Origin of the sequence: Streptomyces sp. DSM 15324 (genome assembly GCF_001514285.1) — a bacterium.
Lineage (GTDB): Bacteria > Actinomycetota > Actinomycetes > Streptomycetales > Streptomycetaceae > Streptomyces.
The window spans coordinates 492,219-509,472 of the sequence record NZ_KQ949025.1 but is presented as its reverse complement, the minus strand read 5'-3'; the positions used below and the strand labels follow the sequence as shown (position 1 = coordinate 509,472).

Annotated in this window: 20 protein-coding genes; 10 read left to right on the top strand and 10 right to left on the bottom strand. The window is 71.3% G+C overall.

All coding sequences use genetic code 11. From position 1 onward, the window contains the following. The first annotated feature begins 93 nt into the window (after positions 1-93). A complete protein-coding gene (locus tag AQJ58_RS12595) occupies positions 94-2,499 on the top strand; it encodes an MMPL family transporter (protein WP_067248900.1) in 2,406 nt (801 codons plus the stop codon). A 3-nt stretch (positions 2,500-2,502) separates the two neighbouring features. Here AQJ58_RS12595 and AQJ58_RS12590 read toward each other — a convergent pair whose 3' ends face one another. The 4 genes from AQJ58_RS12590 to AQJ58_RS12575 form a co-directional block, all read right to left on the bottom strand. Further along, positions 2,503-3,273, bottom strand: coding sequence for a TetR/AcrR family transcriptional regulator (locus AQJ58_RS12590; RefSeq protein ID WP_067248898.1), 771 nt, complete (start codon positions 3,271-3,273; stop codon positions 2,503-2,505). A 20-nt stretch (positions 3,274-3,293) separates the two neighbouring features. After that, a complete protein-coding gene (locus tag AQJ58_RS12585; RefSeq protein WP_067248895.1) occupies positions 3,294-3,806 on the bottom strand; it encodes a DCC1-like thiol-disulfide oxidoreductase family protein in 513 nt (170 codons plus the stop codon). Between the two features lie 5 nt (positions 3,807-3,811). Further along, a complete protein-coding gene (locus tag AQJ58_RS12580) occupies positions 3,812-4,219 on the bottom strand; it encodes a hypothetical protein (RefSeq protein ID WP_067248892.1) in 408 nt (135 codons plus the stop codon). A gap of 110 nt (positions 4,220-4,329) precedes the next feature. Continuing rightward, on the bottom strand, positions 4,330-4,740 hold the full coding sequence (locus tag AQJ58_RS12575; protein WP_067248890.1) for a VOC family protein: 411 nt from the start codon (positions 4,738-4,740) through the stop codon (positions 4,330-4,332). A 165-nt stretch (positions 4,741-4,905) separates the two neighbouring features. On the opposite strand from AQJ58_RS12575, the gene AQJ58_RS12570 reads away from it, so the two are divergent. From AQJ58_RS12570 to AQJ58_RS12550, 5 genes are all read left to right on the top strand, one after another. Next, positions 4,906-5,367 (top strand): TM2 domain-containing protein, encoded by a 462-nt coding sequence (locus AQJ58_RS12570; protein WP_067248888.1) that lies wholly within the window; start codon positions 4,906-4,908, stop codon positions 5,365-5,367. Then, on the top strand, positions 5,360-5,761 hold the full coding sequence (locus AQJ58_RS12565) for a DUF2752 domain-containing protein (RefSeq protein WP_067248886.1): 402 nt from the start codon (positions 5,360-5,362) through the stop codon (positions 5,759-5,761). The genes AQJ58_RS12570 and AQJ58_RS12565 overlap by 8 nt, the downstream gene beginning before the upstream one ends. Before the next feature lie 301 nt (positions 5,762-6,062). Further along, positions 6,063-6,326 (top strand): TM2 domain-containing protein, encoded by a 264-nt coding sequence (locus AQJ58_RS12560; RefSeq protein WP_055632039.1) that lies wholly within the window; start codon positions 6,063-6,065, stop codon positions 6,324-6,326. A gap of 172 nt (positions 6,327-6,498) precedes the next feature. Continuing rightward, positions 6,499-7,983, top strand: a complete 1,485-nt coding sequence (locus tag AQJ58_RS12555) for an FAD-binding protein (protein WP_067248884.1) — start codon at positions 6,499-6,501, stop codon at positions 7,981-7,983. Between the two features lie 18 nt (positions 7,984-8,001). Then, positions 8,002-8,445: an SMI1/KNR4 family protein gene (locus tag AQJ58_RS12550; protein ID WP_067248881.1), complete on the top strand. Its 444-nt coding sequence runs from the start codon at positions 8,002-8,004 to the stop codon at positions 8,443-8,445. Positions 8,446-8,451: 6 nt separating this feature from the next. On the opposite strand, the gene AQJ58_RS12545 is transcribed toward AQJ58_RS12550, so the two are convergent. The 6 genes from AQJ58_RS12545 to AQJ58_RS12520 all read right to left on the bottom strand — a co-directional run bounded on the left by AQJ58_RS12545 (position 8,452) and on the right by AQJ58_RS12520 (position 13,434). Next, positions 8,452-9,051, bottom strand: a complete 600-nt coding sequence (locus AQJ58_RS12545; protein ID WP_067248878.1) for a Uma2 family endonuclease — start codon at positions 9,049-9,051, stop codon at positions 8,452-8,454. A gap of 167 nt (positions 9,052-9,218) precedes the next feature. Next, on the bottom strand, positions 9,219-9,980 hold the full coding sequence (locus AQJ58_RS12540) for a succinate dehydrogenase iron-sulfur subunit (RefSeq protein WP_067248875.1): 762 nt from the start codon (positions 9,978-9,980) through the stop codon (positions 9,219-9,221). Next, positions 9,980-11,737: a succinate dehydrogenase flavoprotein subunit gene (sdhA, locus tag AQJ58_RS12535; RefSeq protein WP_067248873.1), complete on the bottom strand. Its 1,758-nt coding sequence runs from the start codon at positions 11,735-11,737 to the stop codon at positions 9,980-9,982. The genes AQJ58_RS12540 and sdhA overlap by 1 nt, the downstream gene beginning before the upstream one ends. Positions 11,738-11,756: 19 nt before the next feature. After that, complete coding sequence (locus AQJ58_RS12530) at positions 11,757-12,239, bottom strand: succinate dehydrogenase hydrophobic membrane anchor subunit (protein WP_067248871.1); 483 nt, start codon at positions 12,237-12,239, stop codon at positions 11,757-11,759. A gap of 5 nt (positions 12,240-12,244) precedes the next feature. Continuing rightward, a complete protein-coding gene (gene sdhC / locus AQJ58_RS12525) occupies positions 12,245-12,625 on the bottom strand; it encodes a succinate dehydrogenase, cytochrome b556 subunit (protein WP_079061657.1) in 381 nt (126 codons plus the stop codon). A 254-nt stretch (positions 12,626-12,879) separates the two neighbouring features. Next, on the bottom strand, positions 12,880-13,434 hold the full coding sequence (locus AQJ58_RS12520; RefSeq protein ID WP_067248869.1) for a 2-oxo-4-hydroxy-4-carboxy-5-ureidoimidazoline decarboxylase: 555 nt from the start codon (positions 13,432-13,434) through the stop codon (positions 12,880-12,882). A 201-nt stretch (positions 13,435-13,635) separates the two neighbouring features. On the opposite strand from AQJ58_RS12520, the gene AQJ58_RS12515 reads away from it, so the two are divergent. From AQJ58_RS12515 to AQJ58_RS12500, 4 genes are all read left to right on the top strand, one after another. Continuing rightward, positions 13,636-15,300: a beta-N-acetylhexosaminidase gene (locus tag AQJ58_RS12515; protein WP_420712151.1), complete on the top strand. Its 1,665-nt coding sequence runs from the start codon at positions 13,636-13,638 to the stop codon at positions 15,298-15,300. A 128-nt stretch (positions 15,301-15,428) separates the two neighbouring features. Further along, a complete protein-coding gene (locus tag AQJ58_RS12510) occupies positions 15,429-15,980 on the top strand; it encodes a hypothetical protein (protein WP_067248867.1) in 552 nt (183 codons plus the stop codon). 147 nt (positions 15,981-16,127) lie between these two features. Next, positions 16,128-16,520 carry a hypothetical protein gene (locus AQJ58_RS12505; protein WP_067248864.1) on the top strand — a complete coding sequence of 131 codons (393 nt, stop codon included), beginning with the start codon at positions 16,128-16,130 and terminating at the stop codon, positions 16,518-16,520. Between the two features lie 120 nt (positions 16,521-16,640). Next, positions 16,641-17,093, top strand: a complete 453-nt coding sequence (locus AQJ58_RS12500; protein ID WP_234360032.1) for a hypothetical protein — start codon at positions 16,641-16,643, stop codon at positions 17,091-17,093. Positions 17,094-17,254 lie beyond the last annotated feature (161 nt).

The following is a 17,254-nucleotide window of genomic DNA, read 5'->3' as shown; positions in this document are numbered from 1 at the left end:
GATGTCCCCGGGTGCGCGCCGCACCGGATGCTTGGGTCCAGGACCCGGGGGATCCGTCGACCGTTGAGTGAGGAGTTGCGCATCGTGGCGGCATTGGCACGCTGGTGCTACCGGCATCGGCTGGTGGTCCTGTTGCTGTGGGTGGGGACGTTGTTCGGGCTGGGGTTCTCGGCCACGACGGCGGGCACGGACTACGCGAACGTGTTCTCCCTCCCCGACACGGACTCCAAGAAGGCGTACGACCTGATGGAGAAGGCGTTCCCCGCGCGCGCGGGCGACACCGACACCGTCGTCTGGAAGGTCGACGGGGGCAGCGTCCGCGACCGGGACGTGCGAGACCGGATCCAGCCCGCGCTGGAGCGGATCGCGGACATGAAGGGCGTCGGCGGGGTCACCAGCCCCTACGCCGGTGAGCGGGGCGCGGGGCAGATCAGCCGGGACGGCCGCATCGCCTACGCCCAGATCACCTTCGCCGACCAGGCGAACGCGGTGCCCAAGGAACTCGTCCAGGACGTCGTTGACACGGCGCGGGACGCCGGGCGCGCCGGCCTGGAGGTCGAACTGGGCGGTCAGGCCATCCAGCGCGTCCAGGAACCTCCCACCGGCCTCGCCGAGATGGTCGGTCTGGTCGCCGCGGCGATCGTGCTGTTCCTCGCCTTCGGCTCGCTCTTCGCGATGCTGCTGCCGCTCGCCGTGGCGGTCTTCGGCGTGGGCACCGGACTGTTCTCGACCCAGTTGCTCAGCCATGTCACCGACATTCCCGACCTGGCGCCGCTGCTGTCGTCCCTGATCGGTCTCGGCGTCGGCATCGACTACGCGCTGTTCATCGTCACCCGCCACCGCAAGGGCCTCCTGCGCGGCGTCGCACCGGAGGAGTCGGCGGTCACCGCCCTCAACACCTCCGGCCGCGCGGTGCTGTTCGCGGGCGGCACGGTCTGCATCGCCCTGGCCGGCATGCTGGTGACGGACCTGCGCTTCCTGGAAGGCGTGGTCGTCGGCACCTCGCTGACGGTCGTCCTCAGCGTCCTCGCCGCCACCACCCTGCTGCCGGCCCTGCTCGGCTTCCTCGGCCCGCGGGTGCTCAGCCGTAAGCAGCGGCGGCGCCTCGCCGCCGAGGGCCCGGAGGAGGAGCGGACGAGCGGCCCCGCGGTCCGCTGGTCGGCTCAGGTGCAGCGCCGCCCCCGGACGGTCGCCGCGCTCGCGCTGGTCGTCATGGCCGTCCTCGCGGTGCCGGTGCTCTCGCTGCACCTCGGCGCCACCGACCAGGGCAACAACGACACCTCCACCACCACCCGCAAGGCCTACGACCTGCTCGCCGAGGGCTTCGGACCGGGCTTCAACGGCCCGCTCCAGGTCGTCGTGGAGGGCACCGACACCACCGCGCTCGTCCGGGGCATCGAGGACGCGCCGGGCGTGGCGCAGGCGGCCGCGCTGCCGCCCGCGGGGGGCGTCACCGTCATCCAGGTCGTCCCCGCGACCTCGCCCCAGTCGCGGGAGACGGACACCCTCATCGACCGGCTGCGCGACGACGTCATCCCCGCGGCGGGGGTGAAGGCGCATGTCGGCGGGGTCACGGCGGTCTCCAAGGACTTCGCGACCGTCACCGGCGACCGGCTGCCGCTCTTCATCGGGACGATCATCGGACTGGGCTTCCTGCTCCTGCTGATCGCCTTCCGCTCCCTGGTGGTGCCGCTGACCGCCGCCCTGATGAACCTGATCGCGGCCGCCGCCTCCTTCGGCGTCCTGGTCGCCGTCTTCCAGTGGGGCTGGGGCCTGGAGCTGCTCGGGCTCGGCAAGGAGGGGCCGATCAACGCCTTCCTGCCGGTCATCATGCTGTCCCTGCTGTTCGGCCTGTCGATGGACTACCAGGTGTTCCTGGTCAGCCGGATGCACGAGGAGTGGGTGCACACGCGCGACAACGCGCGCGCGGTGCGCGTGGGCCTCGCCGAGACCAGCCGGGTCATCAACTCCGCCGCCCTGATCATGGTCTGTGTGTTCCTCGCGTTCGTCCTCAGCGGGGACTCGGGCGCGGCCATGGCCGGCGTGGGCCTCGCCGCGGCCGTCGCCCTCGACGCGTTCGTCCTGCGTACGGCGCTGGTGCCGGCCGCGATGCACCTGCTGGGCGCCTCCAACTGGTGGCTGCCCGCCTGGCTGGAGAAGCGGCTGCCGCATCTCGCGGTCGAGCCGAAGGAGGAGGACGCCACCGCCTCCGCCGGCCCGTCGGACGGTCCCGCGACGGTCGTCCACGGCTTCGTCCGCGACGTCTCCGGCGATCCGGTGGAGCACGCCACGGTGGCCCTGCTGTCCAAGGGCGGCCGCCCGCTGGACCGGGTGACCTCGCTGGCCGACGGCTCCTACATCCTCTCCGTCCCGGAGCCGGGCACCTATCTGCTGTCGACGACGGCGGCGTCGTACACCACCCAGGCCCGCCAGGTGACGGTCGCCGACGAGCCGCTGGTGTACGACGTGGAACTGGCCGAGATGTCGGAGGTCAACTAGCGGTCAGCCGCGCTTCTTCTGCGGGTCCGGCAGGGCGTTGGTCATGCCGGGCAGGAAGTCCGTGAACAGTTCGTGGATCTCCAGGACGAGGGGCCGCAGGACGCGGAACCGGGCCAGCGCCACACCCCGCGCGGTGAGGCGCGAGCCCCGTTCCGCGAGCCGGTAGCTGCGCTCGCGGCCCTCCGTCCGGTCGTAGATCCAGTACATGACGAGGCCCATCTGCGCGAGCCACATCAGCTCGGGCAGCACCTCGCGCAGTTCCTCGGGCACCTTCGTCTTCGAGCCGGCGAGGACCTCCTTGTGGACGGCGATCGCCTCCACGCGCGCGTGCTCCGACTCCGCGGAGAAGGGACTGAGCGGGCTGTCCGGGTCGGCGGCGTTCTTGAAGAACTGCACCGCGAACTCGTGGTACGGCGTCGCCACGTCCAGCCAGACGCGCAGCACCCCCGCCATCCGGGCCTCCAGGGCGGTCTCCGTCGCCAGGAGCTCGCGGACCGCCTCGCGGTGCTCTGCCGCGAGACGGTCGTAGAAGCCCTGGATCAGCCACTCCTTGCCGGCGAAGTAGTAGTAGGCGTTCCCTACCGAGACCCCGGCCTCCTGGGCGATGGCCCGCATCGTCGTCTTGTCGTAGCCGCGCTCCTGGAACAGCCGCATCGCCGTCTCCAGGATCAGCGCGCGGGTCTGCTCGGACTTGGAGCCGGTCGCGGGGGACGGCTCACGGGGCTCGGCCGGGGGAGCGGGCTCGGCGCGGCCCTCGTCGGCGGGCTCGTTCATGGCGGACACGGACAGAGAGCCTAGTCAGTCGCGCAGGAGCCGTCGGCACAGGAGGGCGGGGTGAAGGTCCAGCCGTGCCGGGGGTCGAAGGACCAGCCGTCCGCCCTGGGGTAGGCGCCGCCGCCCCAGCCGGCCTCCGTGCGCCGCGCCCCGCGCCACTTGGCGGCGGCCAGGACCGCGGCCTTGGCGACTTTCGCACCCGCGGGGGTGCTCAGCCGGTGGGCGAGCGGCCGGTGCTCGCGCAGCGCCCACAGGGTGACGATCCAGGCGGCCGCGCCCCGGTAGACCTGGCCGCCGTCGCCGACGACGGTGATCTCCTCCAGGGTGGCGCGGTGGTCGAGGCCGGGGAAGCGGGCGGCCGCCTCGGCGGATCCGGCCGCGACGACCGGCTCCAGCGGGACGAGCTGCGGCTGCCGGACCAGCCAGTCGCGGACGAAGGCGCACAGGGAGCAGTCGGCGTCGTAGAGGACGGTGAGCCGGCGGACCGGGACCCCCGTGGTGTCCCGGTCCGCGGGCGAGGCCGTGGTGCTCACGGCCGTTACGCCCCGGCCTGCCGGGGGGTCCAGTCCTGCGGGGCGACCGGCGGGAACTGCTCCCGTTCCATGACCCCCCGCCGCCGGATCCGGTTGAGTACGTACACGTTGCCCAGGTGCATCACGCCGAGCACCAGCAGCACCACGCCCAGCTTGGTCGACAGGGCCTCGAAGACGCCGCGGGTGTCCTCGATGGCTTCGTCGCCGCTCAGGTAGAGGGCGACGAAGCCGAGGTTGACGAGGTAGAAGCCCACCACCAGGAGGTGGTTGACGGCGTCGGCGAGCTTCTCGTCGCCCTTGAGGACGTCGGCGAGGAAGACCCTTCCGTTCTGGCTGAGGGTGCGGGCCACCCAGACGGTCAGACCGATGCTGACGGCCAGGTAGATGACGTAGGCGATGACGGTGCGATCCATGGCGTCCCTCTTTGTTGAACGCGTTCAAAACGCTGACAGGGATGACTGTAGCCCAGTTTTGAACGTGTTCAATCAGTAGAGGGTGGGACCTGTGTCACGGCCTCACGGCCTCACTGTCTCCGGCCCAGTTCCGGCCGCTTGGTGTAGTCGGCGAACCCGAGGACGTTCCCCCAGGGGTCGGCGACCTCGACGGTCCAGCCCGTCGCCACGGAGAACGGCGGATCGAGGGGTGCGATCCCCGCGTCGGCCAGCCGCCGTGCCGCCACGCGCGCGTCCGGCACCTCCAGCCAGACGCGCGGCGCCGCCCAGGGCGGCGGCCGGTGCCCCAGCGCCTCCTCCCGCCGCAGCAGGATCCCGGGTGTCTCCGCCCCGACCTTCAGCAGCGCGATCCCGCCCTCGTCGAACCGGAACGCCACCGCGAACCCGGCCCGCTCGTAGAACCGCACGGCCTCGCCGATGTCGCCGACGGGCAGCAGGACGTTGTCGAACCCGAGCAGTTCGTAGGACTCTCCATCTGACATACCGTCAGAATAGGTGCCCGGGTTCCGGGAATCGGTGATTGCTGCTCGACGGTGTCCCTTCTTGACCACCCCCGGCTTCTCCGGGTCCTGTTTTCTGCTGCAAGATGACGTGCACCCACCTTGCACGCAGATGTTCCGCTCATCCGACCACGGGGAGAACTCGCCTTGTCCGAACAGCCGCAGCAGCCCTACCAGCCGCCCCAGCCCGGGTACGGCTACCCGAACGCCGGCGCCCCCGGCCCGTACGGCGCGGCCCAGCCCGGCGGTCAGCCCGGCCCCTACGGCTACCCGCAGCCCGGCCAGGCCCAGCCCGGCTACCCACCGCAGGCCGGTTACCCCGCCCCCGGCTATGTGCCGCCCGGCACCTACACCGGCGACCCCCAGGCGCCGTACGGCTACGACCCCTACGGCCGCCCCTACTCCGACAAGTCCAAGATCGTCGCGGGTGTCCTCCAGCTGACCCTGGGCACCCTGGGCGTGGGCCGCTTCTACATCGGCCACGTCGGCATAGGCCTCGCCCAGCTGTTCACCTGCGGCGGCTTCGGCATCTGGGCGCTGGTCGACGGGATCATGCTCCTGACGGGCAACAACACCACGGACGGCAACGGGCGGGTCCTGCGTGGCTGATGCGGAGCGCCCGTCCGCGCTGCGCCACCCCGCGGCCGCACCCCTCGCGGTGCTGGCCGCCGGCGCGGCGGGCTCCGCGTACCTCTACGGCGCCGACCCCCACCAGCCGGGCCATCTGCTGCCGCAGTGCCCGTTCCGGCTGGTCACCGGTCTGCTCTGCCCGGCCTGCGGCGGCACCCGCATGGTGTACGACCTGATGCACGGTCACTACCACCAGGCCTGGCTGGACAACCGGGTCCTGCTGCTGGCCTCGCCCTTCGCCCTCGCCCTGCTCGCCCGCTGGGCCTGGGAGGGCCTGCACGGCCGCCGCTGGAGACCGGGGCTCAGCGGCCGCGGGGTGGCCGCGGTGCTCGGTGTCGCGGTGACCTGGATGATCGTCCGGAACATCTTCTAGGCCTGTTTCCACCTCTTTGGGGCCACTCGCCACCCGTCAGGCGTCTGAAAATATCTCGGAGTTGGCGGATTTTGATCACGGAACAGGAACGATCAGTCCCCGCTACTCCCATTCGCCCCACTGGTCTCTTTACTCTCACCGAACCAGGGGGACGTTCGGGCGCGGTCGACACCGTGCGCGGACGTGGTCGTCGACGTCCGTCGACGCGCAGGAGCAGTACGTCGCATCCCTCCTGGAGTCCCCGCAGTCCGGAGCCGGCACAGGTTCCGGTCACCCGAAGTCGTCCCCAGGAGCAGTTCTCATGACCGTCCCCACCCCCGAGGCCCCCTACGGCGTCGACCCGCTCGGCCGCCCGTACTCCGACAAGTCGAAGATCGTCGCCGGTATCCTCCAGCTCTTCCTGGGCACCCTCGGCATCGGACGCTTCTACGTCGGTTCGGTCGGCGTCGGCATCGCCCAGCTCCTGACCTGCGGCGGCCTCGGCTTCTGGGCTCTGATCGACGGCATCCTGTTCCTCACGAGCAACGACCGCACCGACAGCCAGGGCCGCGTCCTGCGCGGCTGAGCCCGAGGCGCCCCTGACGGCGAGGGCCCCCTCCTGCGAGTCCTTCCAGGAGCGGGGCCCTCGCCGTACCCCCGGTGCGACGCGGGGCGCGAAAACCCCGCACGACAGCGGCGCACTGTCCTAGGCTGGCGCGGATTTGAGGACTTCGCGCGGCTCGAGAGGTGGCATCCGCATGTCCCGCACCCCGTCACGGCGGACCGTCTTACACGGAGTCACACTCGCCGGAGCCGCCGTCGTCGGCTTCGACCCCACCGCCCGGAGCTGGGCCGCGACCTCGCCGGAGACCGGCGCCCCGCCGGCCGGCCTCGCCAGGATCCCCCGGCTGGACGGCACCCTCGTCACGGACGACGCCTCGCTCACCGCCGCGGCCGACGACTTCGGCCACCTCGTGCACCACCGCCCCGTGGCCGTCCTTCGCCCGGGCTCGGTCCGTGACGTCGTCACCATGATCCGGTTCTGCAACGCCCACCGGCTGCCCGTCGCCCCGCGCGGCCAGGGGCACGCCGCCTTCGGGCAGGCGCAGACACGGGGCGGCCTGGTCATCGAGACCGCGACCCTGGCGGACATCGGCGCCCTGGACTCCGCGAGCACCACGGTCACCGTCGGCGCCGGCGCGCGCTGGAGCGAGGTCGCCCGGGCCACGCTCGCCCACGGCCTCACCCCGCCCGTCTTCACCGACTACCTCGAACTCTCCGTAGGCGGCACCCTGTCCGTGGGCGGCCTCGGCGGCCAGGGCCACCAGCACGGCGCCCAGGTCGACAACGTCACCCAGCTCCGGGTCGTCACCGGCGCGGGCGAACTGGTCCGCTGCTCGCCGACCCGCCGCCCCGACCTCTTCCACGCCGCGCTGGCGGGGCTCGGGCAGTGCGCGGTCATCGTCGAGGCGACGGTACGGCTCGTCCCCGCGCCCGCGACCGTACGCCACTACCTGCTGACCTACGACGACCTGGACACCTTCCTGGAGGACCAGCGCCTCCTGGTGCGGGAGGGCCGCTTCGCCTATGTGGAGGGCCAGGTCTCCGCGGACGCCGAGGGCGCGTTCCGGGTGTACGTCCTCGAAGCCGCGGCCTACGGCCCGCCGGTCGGCCCCGCGCCCGACGACACGGTCCTGCTGCGGGGCCTGCGCCACGACCCGGCGACCGTCAGCCGCACCGACCGCACCTACTACGACTTCCTGGACCGCATCGCGCCCTTCGTCGCCGCGCTGAAGGAGTCGGGCCTGTGGGCGTACGCCCACCCCTGGCTCGACCTGATGTTCCCCGGCCGGTCCGCCGCCGCCCTCGCCGCCCCGCTCCTGGACGCGCTCACCCCCGACACCCTGGGACCCGGCGGGGTGGTCCTCTTCTACCCCCTCCTGCGCGAGCACTTCAGGACGCCGCTGCTGCGCACCCCGGACGACGACGTCTTCCACCTCTTCGACTTCCTGCGCACCGTCCCGCCGGACGACACGGCCGCCGTCGAGCGTGCCCTGGCGGCCAACCGCGCCGCCTACGACACCGTCGTCGCGGCCGGCGGCACCCGTTACCCGGTGGGCGGCATGCGGCTCACCCGCGACGACTGGCGGACCCACTTCGGCGCCGCCTGGCCCGCCTTCGAGCGGGCGAAGCACCGTTACGATCCGAACGGAATCCTGACTCCCGGTCAGGGCGTCTTCTGAACCATGAAGGATCACCGTATGTGGACCGAGCTCATCTCCTCGCTGTCGTCGGACGTGGACCTCGCCGACGGTCCCGGTTGTGAGGAGCAGATGCGGGTCGCGGAAGTGGTGCTGGGGCACCCGCTGCCCGCGGCGCTGAAGGAGTTCTGGAGGGCGGCGGACGGGGCCCGGGACAAGTACGGCACCGGGATCGTCTGTTCCGTCGCCGAAGTCGTGGACCGGAACCTGGAGTTCAGGAGCGCGGCCGACTTCCGGAAGCTCTACATGCCCTTCGATCCGCTGCTGCTCTTCGGGGAGAGCGCGGGAGGCGACCTCTTCGGCTTCGTCGTGAGGCCCGAGCGGCCGGACATCTTCGTCTGGGAGCACGAGAGCGACAGCCGCCGCTGGGTGGCCAACGATCTGGAGGACTATCTGCGCCGCCGCCTGGGCAGCGGGGATCCGGAGTGGTACGCGTCCTGGTGATCGGGGTCAGTCCTCTGTCTCCGGGCGTCCGGCCTCCAGCAGCCGGCTCACGTCCAGGACGACCTTGCCGCCGATGGATTCGGGCAAGGTGACCGACTCGCCGGCGGTGTGGATGTGGTGGGTCGTGTAGCTGTCCCGGACCGGGGCGGTGAGGACGTGAAGGCGCTGATGCCGACGGTCGATGATGACGTACACGGGGATCCCGGCCCTGGCGTAGCACGTGACCTTGGTCCGGAGGTCGGTCTTCCAGTTGCTGGAGGTGACTTCCATGACGAGTCGGAAGCAGGCCGGGTCGTAACAACTGTTCTCGACCCGGTGGTCGCGGTAGTCGTCATCGACCACCGACAGGTCGGGGATCACATAGTCCTCCGGTCCTGTCGGCAGCCAGAGGCCGATACCCGGAAGCGCTCGCACCAGACCGAGTTGCAGGAAAGGAGCGGCGAACAGCATCAGGGCTTCGGAGTGCGGGCCGTCCGGTGCTGGGCTCACGAGGATCTGGCCTCCGATGATCTCGACGCGGCGGCCAGGAAGACTCTCCATGATGAGGTTCGCCTCGGCGATCAGCGGCCGGTTCTCTCGGGGCCGCTCGACAGCTGCTGAGGACATCTGGCGCCTCCTGTGGGCTGGTGTCGAGGCCATCATCGTAGGCCGGACGCCCTCTGGATGTCCCTCTTGATCACGTTCACCCGATCGTGGCGTTTGAACGCCTGAGGGCCCCGCCCCCGGTCATGAAACCGGGAGACGGGGCCCTCGTGGACGTACGGGAACGCGGGTCAGAAGCGACGCGTGATCAGCGCCTTCTTCACCTCGGCGATCGCCTTGGTGACCTCGATGCCGCGCGGGCAGGCGTCCGTGCAGTTGAACGTGGTGCGGCAGCGCCAGACGCCGTCGCGGTCGTTCAGGATCTCCAGGCGCTGCTCGCCGGCCTCGTCACGCGAGTCGAAGATGAAGCGGTGCGCGTTGACGATGGCCGCCGGGCCGAAGTACTGGCCGTCGTTCCAGAAGACCGGGCACGAGGACGTGCAGGCCGCGCAGAGGATGCACTTCGTGGTGTCGTCGAAGCGCTCGCGGTCCTCCGCCGTCTGGAGGCGTTCGCGGGTCGGCTCGTTCGTGTCCTTCGTGATGAGGAAGGGCATGACGTCGCGGTACGCCTGGAAGAACGGGTCCATGTCGACCACGAGGTCCTTGAGCACCGTCAGGCCCTTGATGGCCTCGACCGTGATCGGCTTCTCGGGGTTGATGTCCTTGATCAGCGTCTTGCAGGCGAGGCGGTTCTTGCCGTTGATCCGCATCGCGTCCGAGCCGCAGATGCCGTGGGCGCAGGAACGGCGGAACGTCAGGGTGCCGTCCAGGTCCCACTTGATCTTGTGGAGGCCGTCGAGGACGCGCTCCTTCGGGTCGATCTCCAGCTGGAAGTCTTCCCAGACCGCCTCGGCCGAGACCTCCGGGTTGAACCGGCGGATCCGGAAGGTGACCGTGATGTACGGGGACGCGGCCGACTCCGCCTCGACCTTGTCCAGAACAGGGGTTGCCATCAGTACTTACGCTCCATCGGCTGGTAGCGGGTCTGGACGACCGGCTTGTAGTCGAGACGAATGGAATCCGTGCCGTCGTCGCCGACCTCGCGGTACGCCATGGTGTGCCGCATGAAGTTGACGTCGTCGCGGTTGGGGTAGTCCTCGCGGTAGTGACCGCCGCGGGACTCCTTGCGGGCGAGGGCCGACACCGCCATGACCTCGGCGAGGTCGAGCAGGTTGCCCAGCTCGATCGCCTCCAGCAGGTCCGTGTTGAACCGCTTGCCCTTGTCCTGGATCGAGACGTTCTTGTAGCGCTCGCGCAGCTCCGCGATCTTCTCGACCGCCGTCTTGATCGTCTGCTCGGTGCGGAACACCATGACGTTCGCGTCCATGGTCTCCTGCAGCTCCTTGCGCAGGGTCGCCACCCGCTCGGTGCCCGTGGAGCTGCGCAGCCGCTCGATCTGGTCCACGACGAGCTGGGCCGGGTTCTCCGGCAGCTCGACGAAGGTCGCGGTCCTCTGGCTGTACTCCGCCGCGGCGATGCCGGCCCGGCGGCCGAAGACGTTGATGTCCAGCAGCGAGTTGGTGCCGAGGCGGTTGGCGCCGTGCACGGAGACACAGGCCACCTCGCCGGCCGCGTACAGGCCCGGCACGACGGTGGTGTTGTCCGCCAGGACCTCACCCTCGACGTTGGTCGGGATGCCGCCCATGGCGTAGTGCGCGGTGGGCTGGATCGGGATCGGGTCCGTGTAGGGCTCGATGCCGAGGTAGGTGCGCGCGAACTCGGTGATGTCCGGGAGCTTGGCGTCCAGCTGCTCCGGGGGAAGGTGCGTCAGGTCCAGGTAGACGTGGTCGCCCTCGGGACCGCAGCCGCGGCCTTCGCGGATCTCCGTGTAGATGGAGCGGGAGACGACGTCACGGGACGCGAGGTCCTTCATGACCGGCGCGTACTTCTCCATGAAGCGCTCGCCGTCCTTGTTGCGGAGGATGCCGCCCTCACCGCGGGCGCCCTCCGTCAGCAGGATGCCCATGCGCCAGATGCCGGTCGGGTGGAACTGGAAGAACTCCATGTCCTCCAGCGGCAGCCCGCGCCGGTAGACCGCGGCCTGGCCGTCACCGGTCAGCGTGTGGGCGTTCGACGTCACCTTGAAGAACTTGCCGCAGCCGCCGGAGGCGTAGATGACGGCCTTCGCCTGGAAGACGTGGATCTCGCCGGTGGCCAGCTCGTAGGCGACCACACCGGCGGACTTCTTGACGCCGTCCTCTTCGGTGATCAGCTGGTCGAGGACGTAGAACTCGTTGAAGAACTCCACGCCCTCCTTCACGCAGTTCTGGTACAGCGTCTGGAGGATCATGTGACCGGTGCGGTCGGCCGCGTAGCAGGAGCGGCGGACCGGGGCCTCGCCGTGGTTGCGGCTGTGTCCGCCGAAGCGGCGCTGGTCGATCGTGCCGTTCGGGGTCCGGTTGAACGGCAGGCCCATCTTCTCCAGGTCGAGGACGGAGTCGATGGCCTCCTTCGCCAGGATCTCGGCGGCGTCCTGGTCGACCAGGTAGTCACCGCCCTTGACCGTGTCGAAGGTGTGCCACTCCCAGTTGTCCTCCTCCACGTTGGCCAGCGCGGCGGCCATGCCGCCCTGCGCGGCGCCCGTGTGGGAGCGGGTGGGGTAGAGCTTGGTGAGCACGGCGGTGCGGCTGCGCTTCGTCGACTCGATGGCGGCGCGCATGCCGGCGCCGCCCGCGCCGACGATGACGGTGTCGTACTTGTGGATCTTCATGAGTCTCGTAACCCCGTGCCTAGCGGATGTTCGGGTCGAAGGTGAAGATCACCAGCGTGCCCAGCAGGATGGTGAACACCGTGGCGGTGTAGAGCAGGCCCTTCAGCCACAGCCGGGTGTTCGCGCGCTCCGCGTAGTCGTTGATGACCGTGCGCAGGCCGTTCGCGCCGTGCAGCATCGCGAGCCACAGCATCAGCAGGTCCCAGACCTGCCAGAACGGGGACGCCCAGCGGCCGGCCACGAACGCGAAGCCGATCTTCGACACGCCGCCGTCCAGCACGAGCTGGATCAGCAGGTGGCCGATGACCAGGACGACCAGCACGACGCCGGACAGCCGCATGAACAGCCACGCGGCCATCTCGAAGTTGCCGCGGGTCGAGCGCGGGGTCTTCCTGGTGCGCTTGCGCGGGGCCTCGATGAGGGGCGCCGGGTTGTCGACGTTGTAGATCGAGGGGCCCTCGACGGGGCCGATCCCGGACGCGGTGGTTTCAGTGGTGGCCATCGGTCTCAGCTCCCGAACAGTTCACGAGCGGCGTGGCCGAGGACGGGGTAGATCGCCCCGAGCATCAGCACGACCCAGATGCCGACGACACTCCACAGCATCTGCTTCTGGTAGCGCGGGCCCTTCGACCAGAAGTCGACGGCGATGACACGCAGGCCGTTGAGCGCGTGGAAGAGGATGGCGGCGACCAGACCGTACTCGAGCACGGCGACGATCGGCGTCTTGTACGTGGCTACGACCTTGTCGTAGTCCTCGGGGGAGACACGCACGAGAGCGGTGTCCAGCACGTGAACGAACAGGAAGAAGAAGATGAGGACGCCGGTGACTCGGTGAGCCACCCAGGACCACATTCCTTCCCGGCCGCGGTACAGCGTTCCAGCCGGCACGGAAGAACCCTCCGGGAGCGGGGATTGGGGCCTGCCGGCTTGTGCTGTCGGACGGGCCCGGCCGGGTACGGTCCACCGGCCCCCAGCATCGTAGCCACGCTGCGGCGCTGGGCTTACAGCGGGCCTACCTGTGTGATCAAACTGGCACGCGTATGGGTGAGCGGTGCCGGGTGTGTGGAGGGTTGTGCCGTTATACGCCGGGTGCGGGGCCGTCCGGGCTGGTCGGGCCCACGCGGCGGTAGCCGCATATCGGACTACAGTCCCGCGCCCCTGAGGTGGGCCGTCAATCGCCCTCTCGCGAGGCGGCGGAGTTCTTCTGCCGCCACCACCCGTTCGTCCTCCGGATCGTTTGTCAATCGTGACCGGATGCTCTCCAGGACGACGTCCAGGGCTTCGGCCGGGGGGACGGCGTCGAGGCAGATGACGAACACGTGCCCGAAGCGGGCTTCGTAGGCCGCGTGGGCCGCGTCCAGGGCCAGGTGGGCCGCCTCGTAGGCATCCGCCGGGAGGGCGGGGAGGGATTCCGCCGCGAGTGCTTCGGCGAGGTCGGCGGCCGTGAGGTCGTAGGCCGCCTCGTCGGAGGCGGCGAGAAGGGCGTCGACCGTGGGGTAGGGGCGGTGGTCCACGACCCTGCGCGCCCAGCAGGGACTGTGCAGGCAGGCGAGGAGGGAGTCGAGGGCCTCCTCGGCGGGGACGGTGTTGAAGGTGTCCACCGGGGTGGCCGGGGGCGTCCGGGTCTGCGCCGGTATCGGAAGGCGGCCGGTGAGGTGGGGAAGACGGTGCGCAGGCAGCGTGGATCCTCGCGTCACGAGTGATGTGGCAGGGGATGCGGTGAAAGGTGTGGCGCAACGTTATCGGGAGTGGTCATTCGGTGTCCGACGCTTGCCCGAATTTCACTCGAACGAGAGAGTTTCGGAATCGTTGGTGGACTCTCCCGGTGACCGTTCGGTGACGCGTGCGATGCCCCGGTCGGCGCGCCTCCGTCACCCGGGCGACGTACGGTGGGCCGGGTGAGCAGGCACAGGCATCGGCGTGCGGCGCCGCGGAAGAAGGTCCGGGAGCAGGTCGCCCTGCGGGCCCTGATAGCCGGCGGGCTGGTCGCCGCCCTCGGCGTCGGCGTGGGGCTGTGGGCCTCCGACGGGGACGACGGCGCGCCCACCGCGTCGGCGGCGGGTCAGGCCTCCCCGGCCGCGTCCGGCGGCGAGCGGTCCGTCGCCGCCGCGCCGTCCCCCAGTCCCCGCCCGACCCGTACGTACCCGCTGTCCACCGCCCCGCGCACGATCCCGGCCGTCCAGCGCTTCACGGCGGCGCGCGGGCCCGGCTGGCGGCCCGCCGCCGGGCACCGGGTCGTCGTCACCGACCCGCGGCTGGCCGACGAGGGCCGGCTGATCGCCGGCGAGCTGGGCATGTCGTACGCCGGGCAGCGCAGCGACAGCCGCTCCGGGGATCTGCGGCTGACGCTCGGCGGGAGCGGGGGCGCCCAGTCGTACACCCTGACCGTGCGGGACGGGCGGGCCAGCGTCGGCGGCCCCTCCGACGTCGGGGTGTTCTACGGGACACGCACGCTCAAGCAGGAGGTCCGGGGCGGCGGCACGGCGCCGGAGGGCGTCGTCAGGGACGCGCCGGCCAAGCCGCAGCGGGCCTTCTCGCTGGACATCGCCCGCAAGTACTTCTCGCCGGGCTGGATCGAGGACCGCATCCGTGAGCTGGGGGACCTGAAGTACAACCAGTTCGCCCTGCACTTCTCCGACGACCAGGCCTTCCGGATCGAGTCCGACACCCATCCCGAGATCGTCGCCGCGCAGCACCTCACCAAGGCGCAGGTGAAGCGGATCGTCGGCCTCGCCGCGTCCCGGCACATCACCGTCGTGCCCGAGATCGACTCGCCCGGGCACCTGGGGGCCGTCCTCGCCGCCCACCCCGAGCTCCAGCTGCGCAACGTCAACGGGGTCGCCGTCCGGGGGGCCATCGACATCTCCAAGGACGCCTCCGCGAAGCTGCTCGACGACCTGCTCGGCGAGTACGCGGGCCTCTTCCCGGGCACGCAGTGGCACCTCGGCGGCGACGAGTACCAGGCGCTGACCGTGTCGAACCCGGCCGCCTCCTTCCCGCAGCTCGCCGCCGCTGCGCGGCAGCGCTACGGCTCCGGGGCGGGCGTCGCCGACCTCGCCACCGGGTGGCTCAACGACCGCGCCGACACGGTCCGGGCCCATGGCCGGACCATGCGGGTCTGGAACGACGGGTTCTTCCGCGACACGACCGTGAAGCCGGCCTCCGACCTGGTGGTCGCGTACTGGACCGGCAAGGAGATCGGGGCCCGGGTGCCGGCCGCGTATCTGAGTACGGGACGCAAGGTGCTCAACTACAACGACGAGTACCTGTACTACGTCCTCGGCGAGCCGCAGACGTTCGTCTATCCGACGGGCCGGCGGATCTACGAGCAGTGGACGCCGCGGGTGCTGCGCGGGACCACGCCGGTGTCCTCGGCGTACGACGCCCAGATCCTCGGCGGGTCCTTCTCGGTCTGGTGCGACCTGGCGAACTCCCAGACCCAGGACCAGGTCGCGGCGGGGATCCGGATGCCGTTGCGGGCCACCGCGCAGAAGCTGTGGGACGCCCGGACGCCGGCCCTCAGCTGGGCGCAGTTCAGGACGCTCGCGGGGCGGCTGGGCTGAGGCGGGGCTTTTCGGCCTCTCGATCACCCCTTGGCTGAAAATCCACTCTGTGACAGTCTTCTTCCGTTGCACGCAGTAAGGGAAGGTGCGGGCTCCGTGAGGGCGGCGCGCCGGCAAGGGAGACGTGGATGAGCCTGGTGGAACTGATCGCTCAGGCCGACGAACGCGGACTGGCCGCCAGTGGGCTGGCCTGTCTGGACCGGTGCGTGCCGCTGCTCGGCGGGGACGACGGCATCCTGCGGCCGCTGTGGGCGAGCCTCGCCGAGGCCGGTGCGGACGCGGACTGGGACAGCGGGCTGGAACAGATACGCGCCAAACTCGAGTCCGGCGAGAACGGCGGCGAGGCGGCGCTGCTCGCCCGCCGGATGCTCGACGCCGCCCCCGCCCGCCGGGCCCCCGCCGAGATACGGGTCTGGGCCGACGCCTGCTCCGTCGCCTCGCTCCAGATCCACCGCCTCCTCGACCCCGCCGAGGACGCCGACTCCGTCGACTCCCGCCGCGCGGGCCGCACGGAGGGCATGCCGCCCCTGGTCGCGGCCGAGCTGCGCCGCCAGGTCACCGTCCTGGAACTCCTCGCGGCCCACGGCCCGGCCGGCCTGCGCCGCGCCCTGGACGTCTCCACCGAGGGCCGCCGCATCCTGCGGGCGGTGGTCTCCCGCCGAGCCCGCGGGCGGGCCTGACCCCGACGGGGCGCGGCCGCCGCGCGCTCATCACCGAAGGGGCGCACACGACCGCACGACCCCCACTCCTGTGCGGGTTCCCGGCCGGTTCCGGGAAGGCGTCCGGAACGGCGTGACGGATCATGCCCCCGCCACGCTTTCCCGTACATGACCACGACGACTCACCCGTTCCCCGCCCGGCCCCAGGCCGCCGTGAAGCCGGTGCGCTGGGCGGCCGACACGCTGTGCGCGCTGCGCGAGGGCGCCCGCCTGTACCTCGACCACTCCGCGCGGAGCCTGTGGCGGGTCGACCGGCTGATCGAGGAGCTGCGCGCCGAGGAGACCCCGTACCCGGCCGTCGAGAACGTGCTGCGCGGACTCGGGGCGTACGCCGGTGAGGTGATCGTCCGCCACGGCGGAGCCGAGTGGTGGGCGGCCGGCGGCGACCATTGGGTCCGCACCCCGGACGGCCGTCTCTGGGACCCCGTCGACGAGGCCCGCCGGTGCTTCGCCGGCCACGGATCGCTCCGGCTGCTCTGCCGGGACGCCCTGCGCACGTGACCGACGACACGTCCGCGACCCGTGACACTCCGGCGCCGCCGGCCGCTGGGACAGCGGGGAGCCGAGCCGGTTCCCCGCGGACCGAGCGGGCCCGGCGGGCCGAGCGGAGGGTGGCGGCGCATGGGCGGCAGGACGGAAGAACGGCGCGGGACGGACCCGTGCGGGACAGGCGCGGCGGACATGCGGGCGTGCGCCGGCGCGTTCGTCGAGCGCGCCACCGCACGGCACCGGCTGCCCCTCGACTACTCCCCGGCCAGCCTGCGCCTGGTCGACTTCCTGGCCGACGGGCTGCGCAAGGGCGGCGCCGACCGGGCGCGCGCCCACGACACGCTCGTGGGACTGGGCGCGTACGTCGGTGAGGTGCTCGTCCGCCGCGCGGGCGCGGCCTGGGTGGACCTGGAGGAGCCGCAGCGCGGCTGGTTCGGGCAGCCGGTCGGGGTACGGATGCCCGACGGCCGGGTCTGGAACCCGCTCGGCAAGGTCGTCAACCGCTTCGAGACGGGCGCCCCCGAGGAGTCCCTGCGGACCTTCTACCTCACCCTGCACGGCCGCTCCCGCCGGGTGGCGGTCTGAACGCGGGGCCGGACGCCAGGCTGGGCGCGGGGCTGGAGGCGGTGCCGGGCGCCGGGCGGGAGGGCCGGGTGCGGGGCCGGTCCCCGACCGGGGCGGACGGCCCACCCTGTGACATTTCCGTGCGGCCCGGCGCTGAAGACCGTGGGGGTGCACCCCCAGCG